The sequence below is a fragment of the Pseudomonas sp. TWR1-1-4 genome, assembly GCF_049897165.1.
GTDB lineage: Bacteria > Pseudomonadota > Gammaproteobacteria > Pseudomonadales > Pseudomonadaceae > Aquipseudomonas > Aquipseudomonas canadensis.
Genome location: NZ_JAFCVS010000008.1, coordinates 6131 through 31401, shown reverse-complemented (window position 1 = coordinate 31401; position 25271 = coordinate 6131). Strand labels below are relative to the sequence as shown.

Annotated in this window: 2 protein-coding genes; both read left to right on the top strand. The window is 64.4% G+C overall.

Annotated elements, in window-relative coordinates; translation table 11 throughout:
- Positions 1-364: 364 nt before the first annotated feature.
- A complete protein-coding gene (locus ACP7C6_RS24785; protein WP_426109352.1) occupies positions 365-13192 on the top strand; it encodes an amino acid adenylation domain-containing protein in 12828 nt (4275 codons plus the stop codon).
- A complete protein-coding gene (locus ACP7C6_RS24780; protein ID WP_426109351.1) occupies positions 13189-24483 on the top strand; it encodes an amino acid adenylation domain-containing protein in 11295 nt (3764 codons plus the stop codon). The genes ACP7C6_RS24785 and ACP7C6_RS24780 overlap by 4 nt, the downstream gene beginning before the upstream one ends.
- Positions 24484-25271: the final 788 nt, after the last annotated feature.

Below are 25271 nucleotides of genomic sequence, written 5' to 3'. Positions count from 1 at the left end.
GGCCCTAATCCGGCCGCCTCGTTTTACCTGAAAGAACGCGGTGGCTGTGTTGGGGCCGCTGCGCGCCCCAGCGCGGGGCAAGCCCGCTCACCACAACAACAAGGTTGCTCACTACAACAAGCCCGCTCACCACAGGAACACGGCGTTCCCCAATTGCGATTGAACCAACCCGGTTCCCCCTTGTCCCCGCTTCCCATGTCACCCCCCGCCTGCCAAATCCCTTAATTTTCCAAGCCTGCCGGAAGCCTCTCCAGGCCCCCGGCTGCGCCCGCTTTTTTTTGATGCGGGGCGCACAGCACCCGATTCAAGCGGCAGCTGAAAACGGACTTTCTTCTCCACCGTGACTTATCAGGCAGGTTACCCCATGCAGTTCAGCGAATTATTGGCAGCGATTTCCACCCATGCGATCCGTCTGCAACTGGAAGAAGGCGACCTGATCATCCTGGGCGATGACGAAGCGCTGGACGATGCGCTGTGGGATCAATTGATCGCCCACAAGCCCCGGTTGCTCGAGCTGGTGGCCGAACATGGCGGCGACTGGCTGAGCCCGGCCTACCGCATCACCCCGGATATGCTGCCGCTGGTCAGCCTCGACCAGGCAGCCATCGACCGAATTGTCGCCGCCATCCCCGGCGGCGCGGCTAACGTGCAGGATATCTACCCACTGGCGCCGCTCCAGGAAGGCATGCTTTACCACCATCTGTCGGCGGAGCAGGGCGATCCGTACGTGTTGCACGCGCAGTTCGAGTTCGACAGCCGTGGGCGTCTGGAGGCCTTTGCCGAGGCGCTGCAATGGGTGATCGATCGCCACGATATCCTGCGTACCTCCATGGTCTGGGAACGTCTCGATGAGCCGTTGCAGGTGGTGTGGCGCAAGGCGGTCCTGTCATGCGAGGCGGTTGATTTCGATCCGCGTAGTTATCGTATGGACCTGGGCCAGGCGCCGTTGCTGCGCCTGGTGTTTGCCGAGGATTCGCTCACTGGGCGGGTGGCCGCGACCCTGCTGTTCCACCACACCATTCTCGACCACACCGCCCTGGACGTGGTGCGCCATGAAATCCAGCTGTACCTGGCCGGCGAGCACGCCCAGGCTGGGGAGCCGGTGCCGTTTCGCAGCTATATCGCCCAGGTACGTCATGGCGTCAGCGAGCAGGCCCACGAGACGTTCTTCCGCGAGATGCTGGCGGACATCGACGAGCCGACGCTGCCTTTCGGTTTGCAGGACGTGCAGGGTGACGGCCTGGGCATTGACGAGGCACGCATCCCCGTCGACAGCCTACTGAGCCGCCGCCTGCGTACCCTGGCACGACCCCTTGGCGTCAGCGTGGCCAGTATGATGCACCTGGCGCTGGCCCGCGTTTTGGGCGTGGTCTCCGGGCGTGACGCAGTGGTGTTCGGCACCGTGATGCTCGGCCGCATGGGCGCCGGCGAGGGTGGTGAACGGGCCTTGGGCATGTTCATCAACACCTTGCCCCTGCGTGTGGATGTGGGCGAACAGGGCGTGCGTGCCGGGGTCAAGGCCACCCATGAACGCCTCACCACCTTGCTCAACCACGAACATGCATCCCTGGCGCTGGCTCAGCGTTGCAGTGGCGTGGCGGCACCGACGCCGTTGTTCAGCGCCATGCTCAACTACCGCCACAGCGCCGCCACGGACATGGCCGAGGTGATCGAAGTCGCTGAGGGCATCCGTGTACTGGGCGCCGAGGAACGCACCAACTACCCGCTGACGGTCAACGTCGATGACCTGGGTGAAGACTTTGCGCTGACCGTGATGGTCGACGCGTCCATCGGTGCCGAACGGGTTGCCACTTACCTGCACACCGCCCTGGCAAGCCTGGCCGACGCGCTGGAGCAACGACCGGACATGCCGCTCAGCGGCCTGAACATCCTGCCCGACACCGAACGCCACACTTTGCTGCACAGCCTCAATCAAAGCCCCGCGCACTACGCCGACACCGCCCTGATCCATCAGCAAGTCGAAACCCACGCCGCCGCCCAGCCCGAAGCCATCGCCTTGCGCTTCGACAACCAGCGCCTCACCTACCGCCAACTCAACGAGCGCGCCAACCAGGTTGCCCATCGCCTGTTGGCCCAAGGCATCTGCCCGGACGACCGCGTGGCGATCTGCGTGGAACGCGGCCCGGAGATGATCATCGGCTTGCTGGGCATTCTCAAGGCTGGCGCGGGCTATGTGCCGATCGACCCGGCTTACCCGCTGGAGCGCATCGCCTATACCTTGGCGGATAGCGCGCCTGTGGCCGTGCTGGTGCAAGCCAACACCCGTCATCTGGTCGGCGACCTGCCGCAGATCGACCTCAATGGCTTGCGCGGTGAGTCCCTCGTCAACCCACGAGTCACTGTCAGCCCGGCTCACCTGGCCTACGTGATCTACACCTCCGGCTCTACCGGCCAGCCCAAGGGCGTGATGATTGAACACCGCCAGGTCGCACGACTGTTCACGGCCACCGCGCACTGGTTCGGTTTCAACGTCAACGATGTGTGGGCGTTGTTCCATTCGTTCGCCTTCGATTTCTCGGTGTGGGAAATCTGGGGCGCGCTGATGCACGGCAGCCAGTTGCTGATCGTGCCGCAACTGGTCAGCCGTTCGCCGGATGAATGCTATTCGCTGCTGTGCGAGGCGGGCGTGAGCATCCTCAACCAGACGCCGAGCGCCTTCCGCCAATTGATTGCAGCACAGAGCCAGCACCCGCAATCCCATTCCCTGCGCCAGGTGATCTTCGGCGGCGAGGCGTTGGAGCCGGGCATGCTCAAGCCGTGGTATGCCCGGACGATCAACGCCGGCACGCAATTGGTGAATATGTATGGCATCACCGAAACCACCGTGCACGTGACCTATCGCGCCCTGGAGGCGGCGGATGCGCAATTGGTCGGCGTCAGCCCGATTGGTGTGCGCATTCCCGATTTGCAGTTGTACGTGCTGGATGCGCGTCGCGAGCCGCTGCCGTTGGGGGTGGTCGGTGAGTTGTACGTCGGCGGCGCCGGGGTGGCGCGCGGTTACCTCAACCGTGAGGCGCTGACCGCCGAGCGTTTCCTGGCCGACCCGGTCACCGGCCAGCGCCTGTACAAGACCGGCGACCTCGGCCGCCTGCTGGCCGACGGCAGTGTCGAATACCTGGGCCGTAACGATGACCAGGTGAAGATCCGCGGTTTCCGCATCGAACTGGGCGAGATCGAGGCCCGCCTGGCAACTGCCCCTGGCGTGCGTGACGCGGTGGTCATCGCCCGTGAAGACGAGCCGGGCGACAAGCGCCTGGTGGCCTACGTGATCGCCGAAGGCGAATGGCAGGCCGCCGACCTGCGTGACCACCTGCTGCTGAGCCTGGCCGAGTACATGGTGCCCAGCGCCTTTGTGCAGATGGACAAATTCCCGCTGACCACCAACGGCAAGCTCGACCGCAAGGCACTCCCCGCGCCGGATGCCGACGCCCTGGCCCGTCGCGGCTACGCAGCGCCACAAGGTGCGGTGGAAACCGCCATCGCCGCGATCTGGCAAGACCTGCTCAAGCTCGATCAGGTGGGCCGTGACGACAACTTCTTCGAACTGGGCGGCCATTCGTTGTTGGCGGTCAAGCTGATCGAGCGCATGCGCCAGGTCGACCTCAGCGCCGACGTGCGCGTGCTGTTCGGCCAACCGACCCTGGCGGCACTCGCCGCCGCTGTGGGTGGGCAACAGGAGGTGCAGGTCCCGGCCAACCTGATTACCCAGGCCAGCCAGCACATTACCCCGGACATGGTGCCCTTGGTGGAACTGGACCAGGCGGCGCTTGACCACATCATCGAGAACGTACCCGGCGGCATCAGCAACGTGCAGGATATCTACGGCCTGGCGCCGTTGCAGGCCGGCATTCTCTACCACCACCTGGCGACCACCGAGGGTGATCCCTACGTATTGCAGGTGCAGTTCAGTTTCAATGATCAGGCGGCGGTGGACGCGTTCATCCAGGCATTGCACAGCGTGATCGAGCGCAACGATATCCTGCGCACCGCGATTCTCTGGGAAGGCCTCAACGAGCCGGTGCAGGTGGTCTTGCGCCAGGCAACACTGGCCGTTGAGCGTAGCGACGAGTCTCTTGCCCAACTGCAACAACGCTTCGACCCGCGTCACTTCCGCCTCGATTTGAGCCGCGCTTCACTGATGCGCTTCGCCTACTCGCAAGAGCAGGGCCGTTTGGTCGGCATCCTGTTGTTGCACCACATCCTGCTGGACCACACCGCGTTGCAGGTGCTGGTGGACGAAATGAGCGCCAGCCTGTCCGGCAACAGTGCGCAATTGCCTGACGCCGTGCAGTACCGCAACTATGTAGCCCAGGCGCGACTCGGGGTCAGCCAGGCGCAGCACGAAGCTTTCTTCAGCGAAATGCTCGGCGATATCGATGAGCCGACCCTGGCCTTCGGCCTGCAGGACGTGAATGGCGACGGCAGTGGCATCCTTGACGCCCACCTGCCGCTGGAGCCGGCGCTCAGCCTGGGTTTGCGCGAACAGGCGCGGCAACTGGGAGTGAGCACCGCCAGCCTGGTGCATTTGGCCTGGGCCCAGGTGCTGGGGCAGGTGTCCGGCCAGCAGGACGTGGTGTTCGGCACCGTGTTGCTCGGCCGCATGCAGGGCGGCGAGGGCGCCGACCGTGCGCTGGGCATGTTCATCAACACCTTGCCGCTGCGGGTCAGCCTCGGCACTGTCGGTGTGCAAGCCGGCGTGCGTGCCACCCATGCACGCCTGGCGCAATTGCTCGGGCATGAGCACGCCTCATTGTCCCTGGCCCAGCGTTGCAGCGGCGTACCGGGTTCGCTGCCGCTGTTCAGCACCTTGCTCAACTATCGCCACAGTGCACCGGGGGAGGCGCCGGGGGACAGCCCATTCGCCGCCTCCGGCATCCAGATTCTCAGTTCCGAAGAGCGCAGCAATTACCCGCTGGTGCTCAACGTCGATGACCTGGGCACAGGTTTTGCGCTGACCGTCCAAGGTGTGGCGACCCTGGATGTGCAACGCGTGGGCGACTACATGCTCACCGCGCTGCGCAACCTGGTGGCCGCATTGCAGCAGGCGCCGACCACACCGTTGCAGGCAGTCTCGATCCTGCCGGCTGCCGAGCGCCATCAGTTGCTGGTGGACTTCAACGCCACCGCCCGTGAATACCCGTCGCAGCTCACCGTACACCAGTTGTTCGAAGCCCAGGCGCTGGCCCGTCCGGAAGCCGTGGCGGCGGTGCATGGGCAGCTGTCCTTGAGCTACCGCGACCTCAACCGGCGTGCCAACCGCCTGGCCCACCACTTGCTCAACCAGGGCGTGCAACCGGGGGAAAGCGTGGCGATCGCACTGCCGCGTTCCCTCGATCTGCTGATCTGCCAGTTGGCGATCCTCAAGTGCGGCGCGGTGTATGTGCCGCTGGACGTCAACGCGCCGGTCGAGCGCCAGGCGTTTATCGTGCAGGACAGCGGTGCGCACCGGGTGCTCAACAACCTGGCCGACCTGAACCTGGACGCCCAGTCGCCGCGTAACCCTGAACTGCGGCAGTCTGCCGAAAGCGTCGCCTACATCCTCTACACCTCCGGCTCCACCGGGGCGCCCAAAGGCGTGCAAGTGCCGCACCGTGCGATCTCGCGTCTGGTACTCAACAACGGTTACGCCGATTTCAATGCGCGTGATCGCGTGGCGTTCGCCTCCAACCCGGCGTTCGACGCGAGCACCCTCGACGTGTGGGCGCCGTTGCTCAACGGTGGCTGCGTGGTGGTGGTCGAGCATGCGGTACTGCTGTCCCAGGCGGCGTTTGCGTCGTTATTGCAGGAGCAATCCGTCAGCGTGTTGTGGATGACCGCCGGGTTGTTCCACCAGTACGCCGACGCGCTGATGCCGGTGTTCCGCCAGTTGCGCTACCTGATCGTTGGCGGCGATGTGCTCGACCCGCAGGTGATTGGCCGCGTACTTGAACACGGCAAACCCCAGCACCTGCTCAATGGCTACGGGCCCACCGAAGCCACCACCTTTTCCACCACCTTTGAGATGACCTCGGTGGGCCAGGGTGGCATTCCCATCGGCCGGCCGATTGCCAATGCCCAGGCCTATGTGCTGGACCCACGCCAGCAACCCGTACCGTTGGGCGTGGTGGGCGAGCTGTACATCGGTGGCGCGGGCGTGGCCAAGGGGTATCTGAACCAGCCGCAACTGACCGCCGAAAAATTCATCCCGAACCCGTTTGGTGAAGGCTTGCTGTACCGCACCGGTGACCTGGCCTGCTGGCAGGTCGACGGCACCTTGCTGTACCAGGGGCGCAATGACCTGCAGGTGAAGATCCGTGGTTTCCGTATCGAACCGGGCGAGATCGAGACCTGCCTGGCCAGCTTCCCGGGTGTAAAAGACGCCGTGGTGCTGGCCCGTGAAGACGAACCTGGCGACAAGCGTCTGGTGGCCTACTACACCGCCCGTGAGCCGTTGGACATCGAAACACTGCGCGCCCACCTGCAAGGCCAACTGCCGGATTACATGGTGCCGTCGGCCTACGTGTGGCTGGCGCTGTTACCGCTCACCGCCAACGGCAAGCTCGACCGCAAAGGCCTGCCGGTGCCCGACCAGAGCGCGCTGCTCAGCCGTGGTTTCGAAGCACCGGAAGGCGAAGTGGAAACCCAGCTGGCGCAGATCTGGCAGGACGTGCTCAAGCTCGACCGCGTTGGCCGTCACGATCACTTCTTTGAGTTGGGCGGGCACTCGTTGCTGGCAGTCAGCCTGATCGAGCGCATGCGCCAGGTCGGCCTGAGCTGCGACGTGCGTGTGTTGTTTAGCCAGCCAAGCCTGGCGGCGCTGGCCGCCGCCGTGGGCAGTGGCCGGGAAGTCGTGGTGCCGGCCAATGGCATTCCAGCGGGTTGCACCCAGATCACGCCGTCGATGCTGACCCTGGTGCAGCTCGACCCGGTGGCCATCGAACGAATCGTCGCGAACGTGCCGGGCGGTGCGGCGAACGTGCAGGACATTTATCCGTTGGCGCCGTTGCAGGAAGGCATTCTTTACCACCACATCAGTGCCGAACAGGGCGATCCGTACCTGCTGCAATCGCGCATGGCATTCGATAGTATCGAGCGCCTGCACGCGTTCATGGGCGCGCTGCAACAGGTGGTGGCCCGCCATGACATCTTGCGTACCGGGGTGGTCTGGGAAGGGCTGGACAGCCCGGTGCAGGTGGTGTGGCGCCAGGCGCAGCTGGTTGTCCAGGAGGTTGCCTTGGACCCGGCGGACGGCGGCGTCATCGAACAATTGCACGCGCGCTTCGACGCCCGCCATTACCGCCTGGATATCACCCAGGCGCCGCTGCTGCGCATGGTTTACGCCCAGGATCCGCAACACACCCGCGTCGCGGCGATCCTGCTGTTCCACCACCTGGCGCTGGACCACACCGCCATGGAAGTAGTGGGCCAGGAGATGCGCGCGTTCCTGTTCAACCAGGCGCAGGACTTGCCCGAGGCGGCGCCGTTCCGCAACTACGTGGCCCAGGCGCGCCTGGGTGTCAGCATGGAGGAGCACGAAGCGTTCTTCCGCGACATGCTCGCTGACGTGGATGAGCCGACCCTGCCGTTCTGTGTGCAAGATGTACAGGGCGATGGACGTGACATCGAAGAAGCCGAATGGCCGGTGGATACAGCCCTGGCCCGGCGGGTGCGCGAACAGGCGCGGCAGTTGGGCATCAGCGCGGCGAGCCTGATGCACCTGGCCTGGGCGCAGGTACTGGGTCTGGTGTCTGGGCGTGACGACGTGGTATTCGGCACCGTATTGATGGGCCGCATGCAAGCCGGTGACGGCGCGGACCGTGCGCTGGGCATGTTCATCAACACCTTGCCGCTGCGGGTCAATGTAGCCGCGCCGGCTGCGGTTGCGGTCAAGGCGACTCATGGGCGCTTGAGCGCCTTGCTTGGCCACGAACATGCATCCCTGGCGCTGGCCCAGCGTTGCAGCGGCGTGGCGAATGCTTCGCCGTTGTTCAGTGCCTTGCTCAACTACCGCCACAGCACGCCTGGAGAAATGGCTCGCGACGGCCATGGCATCTGGGAAGGGGTGCAACTGCTCGGTGGTGAGGAGCGCAGCAACTACCCGCTGACCTTGAGTGTGGATGACCTGGGCGAAGGCTTCGGCCTGACCGTATTGGCGCTGCCGCAGATCGGCGCCCAGCGGCTGTGTGCCTACATGCATAACGCCATCGAGCAGTTGGTCGAGACGCTGGAAAGCGCACCCCAGACCCCACTCAGTCAATTGCCGATCCTGCCGGCAGCGGAGCACGAAACCCTACTGCGCGAGTTCAATGCCACCGCCAGCGATTTCCCCACGGGCCACACGGTGCATGGGGCTTTCGAGATCCAGGCCGAGCGCCAACCTCATGCCATCGCCGTGGTGCAAGACGGCGAATCGCTGACCTACCAACAGCTCAACACACGTGCCAACCAGTTGGCCCATCATCTGCTGCAACAGGGCGTACAGCCTGATGATCGTGTCGCCCTGTGCTGCCGTCGCGGCCCGCAGATGCTGGTGGGCTTGCTCGGCATCCTCAAGGCCGGTGCCGGTTACGTGCCCGTCGACCCGGCGTATCCTGCCGAGCGCATCGCCTACCTGCTGAAAGACAGCGCACCTGTGGCGGTGTTGGCCGAAGCCAGTACTCGCGATCTATTGGGCGGGGTTGCCACCCTCGACCTGCACGATCCGCGCTTGCAGCAGCACGCCGTCAACAATCCGCAACTCAGCGTGCTGACCCCGGCCCATCTGGCCTATGTCATCTACACCTCCGGTTCCACCGGCCAGCCCAAAGGTGTGATGGTGGAGCACCGTACCGTGGAAAACCTGGTGCACTGGCACTGCGAGGCCTTTGGCCTGGATGCGACGGGCCACACCAGCAGCGTCGCCGGTTTCGGTTTTGATGCGATGGCCTGGGAGGTCTGGCCGGCGCTGTGCGTGGGTGCCACCCTGCATCTGCCACCGGCCGATGTGGGCAATGAAAACATCGATGAGCTGCTCGCCTGGTGGCTGGCGCAACCACTGGACGTCAGCTTCCTGCCAACGCCTGTGGCCGAATACGCCTTCAGCCAGAACCTGCAACACCCCACGTTGCGCATTCTACTGATTGGCGGTGATCGCCTGCGCCAGTTCACCCAGGAACGCCGCTTTGCAGTGATCAACAACTACGGCCCCACCGAAGCCACGGTAGTTGCCACCTCCGGCCGCGTGCGCGCCGGGCAGGTGCTGCATATCGGCCAGCCCATCGCCAATGCCAGCGTCTACCTGCTGGACGCGCACTTGCGTCCGGTGCCGGTGGGGGTGGCGGGCGAGTTGTACGTCGGCGGCAGCGGCGTGGCGCGCGGTTACCTGAACCGTCCGGACCTGAGCGCCGAACGCTTCCTGCAAGACCCGTTCAACGAGGGCCGCATGTACCGCACAGGCGACCTGGCGCGCTGGTTACCGGATGGCAATATCGAATACCTGGGGCGTAATGATGACCAGGTGAAAGTGCGTGGCGTGCGGGTTGAACTGGGTGAAATCGAAAGCCGTCTGGCCGCACTGGACGGCGTCGGTGAGGCAGTGGTGCTGGTGCGCGAAGGGCGCTTGATTGCCTGGTTCACCGAACAGCAACCATTGGATATCGACACCCTGCGCGCGCAACTGCAAGCCCAGTTGCCGGATGCGCTGGTGCCGGTCGCCTATGTGAAGCTGCACGCATTGCCCCTGACTGCCAACGGCAAGCTCGACCGCAAGGCGTTGCCGGAACCGGATCAGGCGGCGTTGCTGACTCGCGAGTACGCAGCCCCCCAAGGCGAGGTTGAGAGCACCCTGGCGCGTATTTGGGCCGAGGTGCTGCACGTGCAGCAGGTCGGGCGCCATGACCACTTTTTTGAACTGGGCGGCCATTCGTTGCTCGCCGTCAGCCTGATCGAACGCATGCGCCAGGTCGGCCTGAGTGCCGATGTGCGCGTGCTGTTCAGCCAGCCGACCCTGGCGGCGCTGGCGGCCGCCGTGGGCAGTGGGCGCGATGTGTCGGTGCCGGACAATCGTATTCCGGCGGGTTGCCAACGTATTACCCCGGATCTTTTGTCCCTGGTGCAACTCGACCAATCGACCATCGACCACGTCGTCGCCCAGGTGCCCGGTGGCGCCGCCAATGTGCAGGACATCTACCCGCTGGCGCCGCTGCAGGAGGGCATTCTCTACCACCACATCAGCGCAGGGCAGGGCGACCCTTACCTGCTGCAATCGCACCTGGCGTTCGACAGTCTCGACCGCTTGAATGCCTTCGCCCAGGCGCTGCAACAGGTGATCGACCGTCACGACATCCTGCGCACCGCCGTAGTCTGGGAAGGCCTGGCCCAGCCGCTGCAAGTGGTGTGGCGCAAGGCCCGCTTGCAGGTGCAGGCGGACGTAATCGACCAGTTGCACCAGCGCGTCGACCCGCGCCAGTACCGTGTGCCGATGAATCAGGCGCCGCTGATACGCCTGGTGTACGCGCCGGACCCGGCCAACCAGCGCGTGGTCGCGATCCTGTTGTTCCACCACATTGCCCTCGACCACACTGCCCTCGAAGGCGTGCGCCACGAGATGCAGGCCAGCCTGCTCGGGTTGCCACAGCCTGCCGGTGACGCGACGCCTTACCGCAACTACGTGGCCCAGGCGCGATTGGGTGTCAGCGAGGAGGAACATGAGCAGTTCTTCCGTGGAATGCTCGGTGATATCAGCGAACCGACCTTGCCATTCGGCCTGCAGGACGTGCGCGGCGACGGTAATGCCATCGAAGAGGTCCAACTGAACTTGGCCCCGACCCTCAACCAGCGCCTGCGGACCCAGGCGCGTTTACTCGGCGTGAGTGCCGCCAGCCTGTTCCACCTGGCCTGGGCGCGAGTCCTCGCCAGCACTTCAGGCCAGGAAAACGTGGTGTTCGGCACCGTGTTGCTGGGGCGCATGCAAGGCGGCAAAGGCAGTGATCGCGCGCTGGGTATGTTCATCAACACCTTGCCGCTGCGCGTGGACATTGATGGCAGCGGCGTGCGCGTGGCGGTCAAACAGACCCATGCGCGACTGACCGCATTGCTCGGGCATGAACACGCATCCCTCGCCCTGGCCCAGCGTTGCAGCGGTGTCGCCGCGCCGCAGCCGTTGTTCAGCGCGATGCTCAACTATCGCCACAGCGACAGCCAGCAGGCGCCGGTGTCCCAGGCCTGGGAAGGCATCCAGACCCTGGCCAGCGAGGAGCGCACCAACTACCCGTTGACGCTGAACGTGGACGACCAGGGCGACGGCTTCCGCCTCACTTCCATGACCGCGAAGTCGATTGGCGCGCAACGCCTCTGCGGTTACCTGCAGGTGACCTTGCAAGGGCTGGTCGACGCGCTGGAGCAGGCGCCGCAGTTGGCGGTCAATCGCCTACCGGTGCTGGAGGCTCAGGAGCGTCAGCAATTGCTGTCGGGTTTCAATGCCACCGAGGTGACCTATGACCTCGACCAGACCCTGCACGGCCTGTTTGAAGCGCAAGTGATGCGCACACCGGACGCCATCGCCGTCAAGGCAGGTGAGCTGGCATTGACCTACGCCGAACTGAACGCGCAAGCCAACCAGCTGGCGCATCACCTGATCGAAATGGGCGTTCAAGCCGATTCGCGGGTCGCGATCTGCGTGGAGCGTGGCCTGGACATGGTGGTCGGCCTGTACGCGATCCTCAAGGCCGGTGCGGCCTATGTGCCGCTGGACCCGGCGTATCCGCTGGAACGTATCGCCTACATGCTGGAAGACAGCGCGCCTGTTGCGGTGCTGGCCCAAGGCGCTACGCGTGGTTTGCTGGGCGACGCGCCGGTGATCGATCTGGACCGCCCGACCTGGCAACACCACGCCATCGACAATCCCCACGTACAGGCCCTCAGCGCCTACGTGATCTACACCTCCGGCTCCACCGGTCTGCCCAAGGGCGTGATCAACGACCATCCCGGCGTGGTCAACCGCTTGTTGTGGATGCAGGACGCCTACGCCCTCAAGGCCCACGACCGGGTGTTGCAGAAAACCCCGTTCAGCTTCGACGTGTCGGTGTGGGAGTTCTTCTGGCCGCTGTTCACGGGTGCCTGCCTGGTCATGGCGCGTCCTGGCGGGCATAAAGACCCGGCCTATCTGTGCGAGGTGATCGCCACTGAACAGATCACCACGTTGCATTTTGTACCGTCGATGCTCGACGTATTCCTGGCCCACGGCGATGTCAGCCAGGCGGCCGGCCTGCAACGGGTGATGTGCAGCGGCGAAGCGTTGCCGGGCAGTCTTGTGAGGCGCTTCAAGCAGCAACTGCCAGGCATCGGCCTGTACAACCTGTACGGCCCGACCGAAGCCGCCGTCGACGTGACCGCCTGGAACTGCGCGCGCCCGGACGTGCCGGACAACACGCCGATTGGCAAACCCATCGCCAACACCCGCATGTACGTGTTGGATGGGCAAATGCAGCCGGTGCCCCTGGGCGTGGTGGGCGAGTTGTTCATCGGCGGCGTGCAGGTGGCGCGGGGCTACCTCAATCGTCCCGAGTTGACCGCCGAACGTTTCCTCAAGGACCCGTTCACCGATGGGCGCCTGTATCGCACCGGCGACCTTGGGCGTTACCTGCCCGACGGCACTATCGAGTACTTGGGCCGCAACGACGACCAGGTGAAGATCCGTGGCCTGCGTATCGAGCTGGGCGAGATCCAGGCGCGACTGCTGGAACATCCGCAGGTCAACGAAGCCGCGGTGGTGGCCCGCGATGACCGGCTCGTCGCCTACTACACCGGCGTTCGGGTAACGGACCTGCGCGAACACCTGCTGCAACACCTGCCGGACTTCATGGTGCCCGCGCTGTTCGTGCACCTTGACGCGTTGCCGTTGAGCCCCAACGGCAAGCTCGACCGCAAGGCGCTGCCGGCGCCGGGCAACGAAGCCTTGACCGTGCGCGAGTACGAGGCCCCGGTGGGCGATACCGAAATGCTCCTGGCGCAGCTCTGGGCCGAACTGCTCGGCGTGGAGCGGGTAGGGCGCCAGGACAATTTCTTTGAATTGGGCGGGCACTCGCTGCTCGCCGTGAGCTTGATCGGGCGCTTGCGCCAGGAAGGCATGGAAGCCGATGTGCGTGCGTTGTTCGAACAGCCGACCCTGGCTGGCTACGCCGCGATGACTGAACGAATGGAGATCGTCCTGTGAGCATTCACGAACTGCTGGCGACGCTGAAAACCAAGGACGTACAACTCGCGCTGAAGGGTGAGCAGTTGTCGGTGCTAGGCAACAAACAAGCGCTGAGCGATCCGGTGATTCTTGCCGCCTTGCGCGAACACAAGCCGGCGTTGATCGAACTGATCAAGGCCGGCGAGTATTCGGCCGCCAACGAGGTGCCGGCCAATGGCATCCCGGCCAACGCCGAACGGATCACGCCGGCCATGTTGACCCTGTCCGAGCTGAGCCAGGAGGAGATCGACCGCATCGTCGCTACGGTCGACGGCGGCGTGGCGAATATCCAGGACATCTACCCGCTGGCGCCGCTGCAGGAAGGCATTCTGTTTCACCACGTCAGCACCGAGCAGGGCGACCCTTATGTGATGCAGTCGCAGTTCGCCTTCGACAGCGCCGAGCGTTTCGACGCGTTTGCCCTGGCCCTGCAAGGGGTGATCGACCGTCACGACATCCTGCGCACCGGCGTGGTCTGGGAGGGGTTGCAACAGCCGTCGCAAGTGGTGTGGCGCAGCGCGCGTCTGCCGGTACAGGCGCTGGAACTGGACCCGGCTGACGGTGATATTGCTGCCCAACTGCACGCGCGGTTCGATGCTCGCCATTTCCGGCTGGACGTGAACCAGGCGCCGCTGCTGCGCCTGGCCTGGGCGAAGGACCCGGCGCAGGGGCGCATTGTCGCGATGCTGCTGTTTCATCACATGGCCCTGGACCACAGTGCCCTGGAAGTGGTACGCCATGAAATGCAGGCGTTCCTGCAAGGCCACGCCGGGCACCTGGGTCACGCCGTGCCGTTTCGCAACTATGTTGCGCAGGCGCGGCTGGGTGTCAGCGAGCAGCAACACGAGGCGTTTTTCCAGCAGATGCTCGGAGATGTGGTCGAGCCGACCTTGCCCTTCGGCTTGCAGGATGTGCAGGGCGATGGCCGTGACATCAATGAACTGGATTGGCCGCTGTCGGACGCACTCAACCAGCGCCTGCGCGCCCAGGCTCGAGCGCTGGGCGTCAGCGTTGCCAGCCTGTTCCACCTGGGCTGGGCCCAGGTACTAAGCGTGCTGGCCGGCAAATCCCAAGTAGTGTTCGGCACCGTGCTGATGGGCCGCATGCAAGGCGGGCATGCCACGGACCGTGCCTTGGGGATTTTCATCAACACCTTGCCGTTTCGCGTGGACGTGGCTGGCGACGACCTGCGCAGCGCGGTCAAGGCCACCCACACGCGACTCACCGCGCTGCTGCGCCACGAACACGCGCCCCTGGCGTTGGCGCAAAGGTGCAGCGGGGTGGTGGCGCCGACGCCGTTGTTCAGCGCGTTGCTCAACTATCGCCACAGCGGCACCGGTACCAGCAGCGAAGCCGTGGCGGCGTGGCAGGGCATCGAGACATTGCGTTCGGATGAGCGCACCAACTACCCGCTGACCCTGAGCGTGGATGACCTGGGCGATGGGTTTATCCTGCGTCTGCTGGCGACCACCCAGGTCGATCCGCAACGCGTCTGTGCCTACCTGCAAACCGCCTTGGATAACTTGGTGACCGCGTTGGAGCAGGCGCCACACACCGCGCTCAACCAGCTCTCGGTGCTGCCTGTAGATGAACAGCGTTTGCTGCTGGAACACTTCAACACCACCCAAGCGGATTTCCCCCAGGACACCACCCTGCACGCTCGCGTCGAAGCCCAGGCCGCGCTCACGCCGGACGCGATTGCCGCTGTGCATTCGGGCCGTCAACTGACCTATGCCGAACTCAACCAGCAAGCCAACCTGCTGGCCCATCACCTGCTGGCGCTGGGGGTCAAGCCGGACGACCGGGTCGCCATCGTTGCGCGCCGTGGCCTGGACACCCTGGCCGGCCTGCTGGCAATCCTCAAGGCCGGCGCCTGTTATGTGCCGGTAGACCCGTCGCACCCGGCCGAGCGCCTCACGTACCTGCTGACCGACAGCGCCCCGGTGGCGGTGCTGACCCAGCATGCCTTGCTCGAGCGCTTGCCGGCCCTTGAAGTGCCGGTGATCAACCTTGACCGCTACACCTGGCAGCATCATTCAGCGAGCAACCCCAAGGTAACGGTCAACCCGTCCAACCTCGCCTATGTGATCTACACCTCCGGCTCCACCGGCCTGCCCAAAGGCGTGATGGTAGAGCATCACACCGTGGCCAACCTGGTGGACTGGCACTGCAACGCCTTTGACCTGCGCGCCGGGCGCCACACGGCCAGTGTCGCTGGGTTCGGCTTTGATGCAATGGCCTGGGAAGTCTGGCCGGCGCTGTGTGTGGGCGCGACGCTGCATCTGCCCCCGGCCCATGACGGCGCCGAAGATATCGACGCGCTGTTGGCCTGGTGGTGTGCGCAGCCGTTGGACGTGTGTTTCCTGCCCACGCCAGTGGCCGAGTACGCCTTCAGTCAGCAGATCGAACACCCGACACTGCGCACCTTGCTGATCGGTGGCGATCGCCTGCGCCAGTACAACCGGGCGCAGCGCTTTGACTTGATCAACAACTACGGGCCTACCGAAGCCACGGTGGTTGCGACTTCGGGCAAGGTCGAGGCCGGCCAGCCGCTGCATATCGGCAAGCCCATCGCCAACGCCACGGTTTACTTGCTCGATGAGCAACAGCGCCCCGTCCCATTGGGCGTAGCAGGGGAGTTGTACGTGGGCGGCAAAGGCGTGGCGCGGGGTTACCTGAACCGCCCGGAACTCACTGCCGAACGCTTCCTGCAAGACCCGTTCAACGCCGGGCGCATGTACCGCACTGGCGACCTGGCGCGTTGGTTGCCGGACGGCAACATCGAGTACCTGGGACGCAATGATGACCAGGTAAAAATTCGCGGCATGCGCATCGAACTGGGTGAAATCGAAACCCAGCTCAACCAAGTGGCAGGTATCCAGGAAGCCGTGGTGCTGGTGCGTGAAGAGCGGCTGGTGGCGTATTTCACCGAAAACCGTCAACTCGACCCATTGGCTGTGGGCGACATCCGCGCCCATCTGGTGGCGCACCTGCCGGACTACATGGTGCCGGTCGCCTACGTGAAGCTGGACGCGTTGCCCCTGACTGCCAACGGCAAGCTTGACCGCAAGGCCTTGCCGGCGCCGGACATGGCTGCTGTGTTTACCCGCGAATACGCCGCTCCCGAAGGCGAAATCGAAAGCGTGCTGGCGCACATCTGGGCCGATGTGCTGCACGTCGAGCGCGTCGGGCGTCGCGATCACTTCTTCGAACTGGGAGGGCACTCGTTGTTGGCGATGCGCATGGTCTCGCAGATCCGCCAGCGCCTGGGCGTCGAGTTGCTGCTCGGCGATTTGTTTGCCAATGCCGAACTGGCGGCCGTCGCCGAGGTGCTGGCCCGGTCCGGCCGCAGCACCTTGCCGGATATCCTGCCGGCCAATCGTGATGAACAGGTGCCGCTGTCCTTCGCCCAGCAGCGCCTGTGGTTCCTGGCGCTGATGGAAGGCGCCAACACCGCCTACAACATTCCTATCGGCCTGCGTTTGCGTGGGCAGTTGCATGTCGAGGCGCTGCAAAGGGCGCTCGCCCGTATCGTCGCGCGCCACGAAACCCTGCGCAGCCGCTTCGCCCAGCATGGCGATGACGCCCAGGTGCTGATCGTGCCCGCCGAAGACGTGCTGCCCCTGCAAGTGCAGGACCTGCGCCGCCACCCGCAACCCCAGCAGGCGCTGGATGCGTTGATCCACGGCGAGGCTTCGGCGCCGTTCGACCTGGAGCGTGGCCCGCTGTTGCGCGGGCGCCTGGTGGTCATGGCCGACGATCATCATGTGCTGCTGCTGACCCTGCACCATATCGTTTCCGATGGCTGGTCCATGGGCGTGCTCACCCGCGAGTTGATGGCGTTGTATCAAGCCTTCAGCCACGGCCAGCCCGATCCATTGCCGCCGCTGCCGATCCAGTACGGCGACTTCGCCGTATGGCAACGCCTGTGGCTCAGCGGCGAAGTGCTGCATCGCCAGAGCACCTACTGGCAGCAGGCGCTGGCCGGCGCGCCGGCCTTGCTTACTTTGCCCACTGACCGACCGCGCCCTGCGCAACAGGACTACGCCGGCAGCAGTGTCGAGGTGCGCCTGGACGAACGCCTCACCGCCGGGCTCAAGGCCTTGAGCCAACGCCACGGCACCACCTTGTACATGACCTTGATGAGCGCCTGGGCATCCTTGCTGGCGCGGCTGTCCGGGCAGCAGGACGTGGTGATCGGCTCTCCCGTCGCCAATCGCACACGCAGCGAGGTGGAAGGGCTGATCGGGCTGTTCGTCAACACCCTGGCCGTGCGCATCGACACCTCCGGCGAGTTGAGCACCGAGGCGCTGCTGGCGCGGGTCAAGGCGCTGGCGCTGGAAGCACAGGCCCATCAAGACCTGCCGTTTGAGCAGGTGGTAGAAATTACCCGTCCGCCGCGCAGCCTGGCCCACAGCCCGCTGTTCCAGACGCTGTTGACCTGGCAGGACAGCAGCGCGCCGACCCTGGCCTTGGGCGACCTGGCCCTGGAAGGCATCGTCGAGAACAGCCATTTTGCCAAGTTCGACCTGTCCCTGGACTTGAGCGAAGTGCAGGGCACGATCATCGGCGCGCTGGAGTACGCGGTGGCGCTGTTCGATGAGTCGACGGTGCAGCGTTACGTCGGCTATTTCACCCGCGTGTTGCAGGCCATGGTCGATAACGACCAGGCGGTGCTGGAGCAGGTGCCGCTGGTGGAAGAGCGTGAACGTCAGCATTTGCTGTTCGACTTCAACGCCACCGAGGTGGCCTACGACCTCGACCAGACCTTGCACGGTATGTTCGAACAGCAGGTGGCGCGGACACCGGATGCCGTCGCCGTCAAGGCTGATCACCTTGTATTGACCTATGCCGAGCTGAACGCGCAGGCCAATCAGCTGGCACATCACCTGCTGGAAATCGGCGTTCAGCCCGATTCACGGGTCGCTATCTGTGTAGAACGCGGCCTGGATATGGTTATCGGCCTGTACGCGATCCTCAAGGCGGGTGCCGCCTATGTGCCGCTGGACCCGGCGTATCCGCTGGAGCGCATCGCCTACATGCTGGAGGACAGCGCGCCGGTCGCGGTGCTGGCCCAGGGCGCGACACGCGGGTTGTTGGGGGATGTGCCGGTGGTCGATCTGGATCGGCCGACCTGGCAGCACCAACGTCAAGACAACCCCGGTGTAGAAGGCGTCAGCGCTTACGTGATCTACACCTCCGGCTCCACCGGCCAACCCAAGGGCGTGATCAACGACCATCCAGGCGTGGTCAACCGCCTGTTGTGGATGCAGGACGCCTATGGCTTGCAAGCCCATGATCGTGTCTTGCAGAAAACCCCGTTCAGCTTCGACGTGTCGGTGTGGGAGTTCTTCTGGCCGCTGTTCACCGGCGCTTGCCTGGTGATGGCGCGTCCTGGCGGCCATAAAGACCCGGCGTACCTGTGCGACGTGATTGCGGCCGAGCAGATCACCACGCTGCACTTCGTGCCGTCGATGCTGGACGTGTTCCTGGCCCATGGCGATGTCAGCCAAGCCAAAGGGTTGGTGCGTGTGATGTGCAGCGGCGAAGCCTTGCCGGGCAGCCTGGTGCGGCGCTTCAAGCAACAATTGCCGGGCAGCGAACTGCACAACCTGTATGGCCCGACCGAAGCCGCCGTCGATGTGACCGCGTGGAACTGCGCCGGGCCGGTAACGCCGGACAACACGCCGATCGGCAAACCGATCGCCAACACCCGCATGTACGTGCTCGATGCACAGATGCAGCCGGTGCCGTTGGGTGTGGTCGGCGAGTTGTTCATCGGCGGCGTGCAAGTGGCACGCGGTTACCTGAACCGCCCTGAATTGACCGCCGAGCGTTTCCTCAAGGACCCGTTCACCGACGGTCGCCTGTACCGCACCGGCGATGTGGGCCGCTACTTGGCGGATGGCACGATCGAGTACCTGGGACGCAATGACGACCAGGTGAAAATCCGTGGCCTGCGCATCGAACTCGGGGAAATCCAGTCGCGCCTTACCGACTATCCGCCGGTCAACGAAGCCGCTGTGATCGCTCGCGACAATCGTTTGATCGCCTACTACACCGGGGTGTTCAGCGAGATCGACGCGTTGCGCGCGCACCTGTTGCAGCATTTGCCGGAGTTCATGGTGCCGGCCATTTTCGTGCACCTCGACACCTTGCCCCTGAGCCCCAACGGCAAGCTCGACCGCAAGGCCTTGCCTGCGCCGGGCCTGGAGTCGGTGGTGGTGCGCGAATACGAAGCGCCCCAGGGCGACACGGAAATCGCCTTGGCCAGCCTGTGGGCCGAGTTACTCAACGTGGAGCGCGTGGGCCGTCACGACAACTTCTTCGAATTGGGCGGGCACTCGTTGCTCGCGGTGAGCCTGATGGGGCGCATGCGCCGCCTCGGGTTGTCGGCGGATGTGAAGGTGTTGTTCGGCCAGCCGACCTTGTCAGCCTTGGCGGCGGCCTTGGGCGGTGGTCGGGAAGTGGCGGTGCCGGCCAATCGCATTGCCGCTGATTGCACCGCGATCACGCCGGATATGTTGCCGTTGGTTCAACTGGATCAGCCATCCATCGAGCGTATCGTCGCCTGCATTCCAGGCGGCGCAGCCAATGTGCAGGACATCTACCCGTTGGCGCCGTTGCAGGCCGGCATGCTGTATCACCATCGTGCGGTACAGGGTGCTGACGACTATGTGCTGCGCGCGCAGTTTGCATTCGACAGCCAACAGCGCCTGGAGGCGTTCGCCCTGGCCTTGCAGGCGGTGGTCCAGCGCCACGACATCCTGCGTTCGTCGTTCCATTGGGACGGCCTGGAAGAACCGGTGCAGGTGGTGTGGCGCGAGGCGTCGCTGCGTGTCGAACGCGGCGTGGTGCCGGAGCGGCTCGAGCTGGCGCAAGCCCCGTTGATGCGCCTGGTGGTCAATGCGGACAGTGCCACGTTGCTGTTTCACCACCTGGTGATGGACCACATCGCCCTGGAAATTTTGCAACAGGAGATGCAGGCGTTCCTCATGGGCACTCAACACACCTTGGGCGTGGCTGTGCCGTATCGCAACTATGTGGCCCAGACCCGCGTGGGTGCAGAGGACCACGAAGCGTTCTTCCGCGAAATGCTCGGTGATATTGATGAGCCGACCCAGGTCGAACGACTGGGCAAAAATGAGCAGATTCAACGCCCACTGGATGCGCAATTGAGCCAACGCCTGCGTACCCAAGCGCGGCAATCCGGCGTCAGCGCCGCCAGCCTGATGCACCTGGCCTGGGCCCAGGTGCTGGGCAAGGTCTCGGGCCGCGACAACGTGGTGTTCGGCAGCGTGATGCTCGGCCGCCTGCAAGGCGGTGAAGGCGCCGAGCGGGCCATGGGTGTGTTTATCAATACCTTGCCGCTGCGGGTCGACCTGGGTGAGCACTCGGTGCGCGACGCACTGCGGGCCACCCACGCACGTCTCAGTCAATTGCTCAGCCATGAGCAGGCGCCGCTGGCGTTGGCCCAGCGTTGCAGCGGCGTGCCGGCGGCGACGCCGTTGTTCGACACGTTGTTCAATTATCGTCACAGTGCGCCGCAGGCTGCCAACGAGGCGTGGCAAGGCATTCGGATGCTCAAGGCTGAAGAACGCAGCAACTATGGCCTGTCAGTGAGCGTGGATGACCTGGGCGACGGTTTCTTCCTGAAAATCGTGGGGCAGGGCGCGCGCCGGTTGTGCGGCTACTTGCAGGTTGCCGTGGAACAGGTGGTGCAGGCGTTGGAGCAGGGCAGCGCGATGGGCATCAGCCACTTGCCAATCCTGCCTGCTGCCGAATGCCAGCAACTACTGGAGTTCAACGCCACCACGCGACCATTCCCGCGTGAACACACGGTGCAACGCCTGTTCGAAGCCCAGGCCCAGGCGCGTCCTGGCGCATTGGCGGCGCTGCATGGCGGGCAGTCACTGAGCTATGGCGAGCTGAATACCCGCGCCAATCGCTTGGCCCATCACCTGCTGGGCCTTGGGCTGCGTCCCAGTGATAACGTGGCGATCCTGTTGCCGCGCTGCCTGGACCTGCTGATCAGCCAACTGGCCGTGCTCAAATGCGCCGCCGCCTATGTGCCGCTGGACATCAACGCACCCGCCGAACGCCAGGGCTTCATGGTGCAGGACAGCGGCGCGGCCTGGTTGTTGACCCGCAGCGATATTGCCGTCGACTACGGTGTACAGCGGTTGGACCTGGACACCTTGGTCCTCGACCCACAACCCAGCCACAACCCCGACCTGTCGCAGTCCTCGGACAGCGTGGCGTACATCATGTACACCTCCGGTTCCACCGGCACGCCCAAGGGTGTGTTGGTGCCTCATCGCGGCATCACGCGGTTGGTGATCAACAATGGCTACGCCGACTTCAATGCCAGCGACCGCGTGGCCTTCGCCTCCAACCCGGCATTCGACGCCAGCACCATGGACGTATGGGGCCCGCTGCTCAACGGCGGCCAGGTGCAGGTGATCGACCACGCCACCTTGCTGGATCCTGCAGCCTTAGGCGTAGCCTTGGCGGACGCAACGGTGTTGTTCGTTACCACGGCCTTGTTTAACCAGTACGTGCAATTGATTCCCCAGGCCCTGGCAGGTTTGCGCATCCTCCTGTGCGGCGGCGAGCGTGCCGACCCGGCCGCCTTTCGCAACCTGTTGGCCCAGGCGCCCGCGTTGCGTCTGGTGCATTGCTATGGGCCGACCGAAACCACCACCTACTCCACCACCTATGAGGTGCGCGCGCTGGCTGAGGACGCCGACAGCGTGCCGATTGGTCGGCCGATTTCCAACACGCAGATTCATGTGCTGGATGCGCACCTGCAGCCGGTGCCCGTGGGCGTGACCGGTGAAATCTGCATCGGCGGGGATGGCGTGGCGCTGGGGTATCTGAATCGACCTGATCTGACCGCTGAAAAGTTTGTGCAGGATCCGTTGAATTTGCACGCCTTGATGTACCGCACCGGCGACCTTGGCCGTTGGACGGCGGACGGCCTGCTGGACTGCATCGGGCGCAATGACGATCAGGTGAAGATCCGCGGTTTCCGCATCGAGCTGGGCGAGATCGAAGCGCGGCTGGCGACCTTTCCCGGTATCCAGGACGTGGTGGTGCTGGCTCGCGAAGATGCGCCGGGCGACAAGCGCTTGGCGGCCTATTTCACCTGGGCTGATCAGCCTGTCGACCTCGACAGCGTGCGCGCCTATCTGCAAGGCCAATTGCCGGAATACATGGTGCCGTCGGCCTTTGTGCCGCTGGATCACCTGCCGTTGACCGCCAACGGCAAGGTCGACCGCAAGGCCTTGCCGGTGCCGGCCCTGGAAACGTTCAACCGCCGTGAGTTCGAGGCGCCGGCCGATGGGCTGGAACACACCCTGGCCCAGCTATGGGCCGAGGTGTTGAAGCTGGAACAGGTCGGTCGTCATGACAGCTTCTTCGAGTTGGGCGGGCATTCATTGCTGGCGATCCGGCTGGTCAACCTGATGGAAGACGCGGGGTTGCAGGTGTCCCTGGCTGAGCTGTTCCAGCATGCCAGTGTGGCGTCCGTTGCCGCGATGCTGCGCCAGCGTACGGATGAGCCGGTGCGTGACACGTCGGTGATCACGGTGCGCAGGGGTGGTTCGCAAGCGCCGCTGTTTCTGGTCCATGAGTTCAGCGGCATGGACGTGTACTTCCCGGCGCTGGGTCAGCATTTGCCGGGTGACTATCCGATCTACGGCTTACCGGGCGTGGCGCTCGGCGACGCGCATCTGAACACGATGGAAGGTCTGGCTGCGCGGCTGGTCGGGTTGATCCGAGGCATTCAACCCCATGGGCCTTACCGGGTTGCCGGCTGGTCGTTTGGCGGGGTGCTGGCCTATGAAGTGGCGATGCAACTGCTGGGGCTGGATGAACCGGTGGAGTTTCTCGGTTTGATCGACAGCTACCTGCCGCGCATGACTGACCAGGGCAAGGCGCGCTGGAGCGGGCCGGACGCGCTCAAGCGGCACTTGCTGTTGCAGTGCACGGCGTACTGGAAAACACAGGGAGGTGTGGATGAGTTGGCGAGCCTTGGGCAGTTGGAGGCGCAGGTTGGACAGCTGGACTTTGCAGGCCTGCTGCAACGTTGTCGCAATGAAGGTGTGCTGCACGCGCAAATGGCAGCGGCGACGGACGCGGACCTCTTGAACTACATCGAGCGGGAAGTGGGGCACGGGCATGCGCTGGCGCATTACAGCCTGTTTCCGTTGCCGATCGCGGTGCATCTGTTCAGTGCGTGTGAGCGGCCGACCGAGTTGTCGCGGCGCAGTGAAACCTTGGGGTGGAATGAGGTGTTGGCGCCGGGGCAATTGCGCCAGGTGGCGGTGCCGGGGGATCACCAGAGCATGATGCAGGCGCCGCACATCCAGGCATTGGGCCAGGCGATGGCTGAGGCCTTGGTGACATGCACGCCGCAGGTTCAGGCCCCGCATCAGCCCTTGCTGCGGATTCAGAGTGGCCGGGCAGGGTCTGCGCCGGTGTTCTGTGTGCCGGGGGCGGGGGACAGCGTTACCGGGTTTATCGGTTTGAGTGAGGCGTTGGGACGCGATTGGCCGTTGTTTGGTTTGCAGCCGCGCGGCTTGGACGGTGAGGCGGTGCCCCATAGCCAGGTGGAAGCGGCGGCGGCTTGTTACTTGAAGGCGTTGGAGCAGGAGTGTCCGCAGGGGCCGGTACATTTGGTGGGGCATTCGTTTGGGGGCTGGGTTGCGCTGGAGATGGCGTTGCGGTTGCAGGCGGCGGGGCGGGAGGTGGCTTCGTTGACGGTGATTGACAGTGAGTCTCCGGAGCGCGCCGTTAGGCCTTATACGACGACGGCGGCGTTGGTGCGGTTGATTGAGGCGATGCAGTTGTCGGCGGGGCAATCGCTGGGGATAGATCTGGAGAATTTTGCCGGGAGTGATGAGGTGGCGCAGCGGCGGCAGTTGCATGCAGGGATGGTCGGCGTTGGTCTGTTGCCGGGGCGGTCGGCTGTGGATGCGATGGATGGGCCGGCGCGGACTTATGCGGCGGCGTTGCGCACGCGGTATCGGCCTGGTTTGCGCTTTAACGGGGTGGTGAGGTTGGTGCTGGCTGAGGATCCGGCGTTGGATGCGGCGGGGAATCAGCGGGAGCAGGGGGAGATGGTTGAGGGGTGGCGGCGGCAGGGGAGTGGGTTGCAGGTTTGGTATGGCGGGGGGAATCACTTTACGTTGCTCAAGGCGCCCAATGTGGTTGGGTTGGCGCGTTGGTGGGTGGATGGGGTTGTTGTTGGGGAGGTGGTGTCTTGAGGGCTGTATGTCGAGTACATATCCATTCCTGCGGTAACGGCTACTTTGGGTTCCGCTCTTACAGCGGGTCACTTTTGGCAAACGCCCCAAAAGTAACCAAAAGGTCTTCGCCCCACCACTCGGCACCTCGCCTAGGCTCGGTGTGCCCTCACTCCGGCTTTGGAGCGTGGGCCGCCGCGATGGGCCATCCCTGGCCCAGCGCGGCTAACCCGGCGTCCTGCCGGGTTACCCACGCTCCAAAGCCTGCGTTCGGCCAGCGTGGTTTTACGGGGCGCCGAAGATCAAGAGCAAGATCAAAAGCGACTCGCTTCGCATCGTGGATACGCTTTTCGTCTTCTGTAGGAGCCGGCTTGCCGGCGAAAAACCCGAGAGCGCCGCATTTATCCAGATGTACTGCATCATCGTTAACGACCATCGCCGGCAAGCCGGCTCCTACAGGGTCCGTGTTTGCTGTTGCATTTGCTTTAACCACTCAAGCCGGCTGTCAGGCCGCTGTGCTTTTGATTTTGATCTTAGGCGCCCCGTCAAACACGCTGGCCGAACGCAGGCTTGAATCCGTGGGTAACCCGGCAGGACGCCGGGTTAGCTGCGCTGGGCCAAGGATGGCCCATCGCGGCGGCCCACGGATTCAAGCCGGAGTGAGGGCATGCCGAGCCTAGGCGAGGCACCGAGTGTTGGGGCAAGAGCCTTTTGGTTACTTTTGGGCTCTTTTCAAAAGTGACCCGCCGTAAGGGCGGAACCCATATCAGCCGTTACCTAAATAACGGATATGTAAACGACCAAAGGCC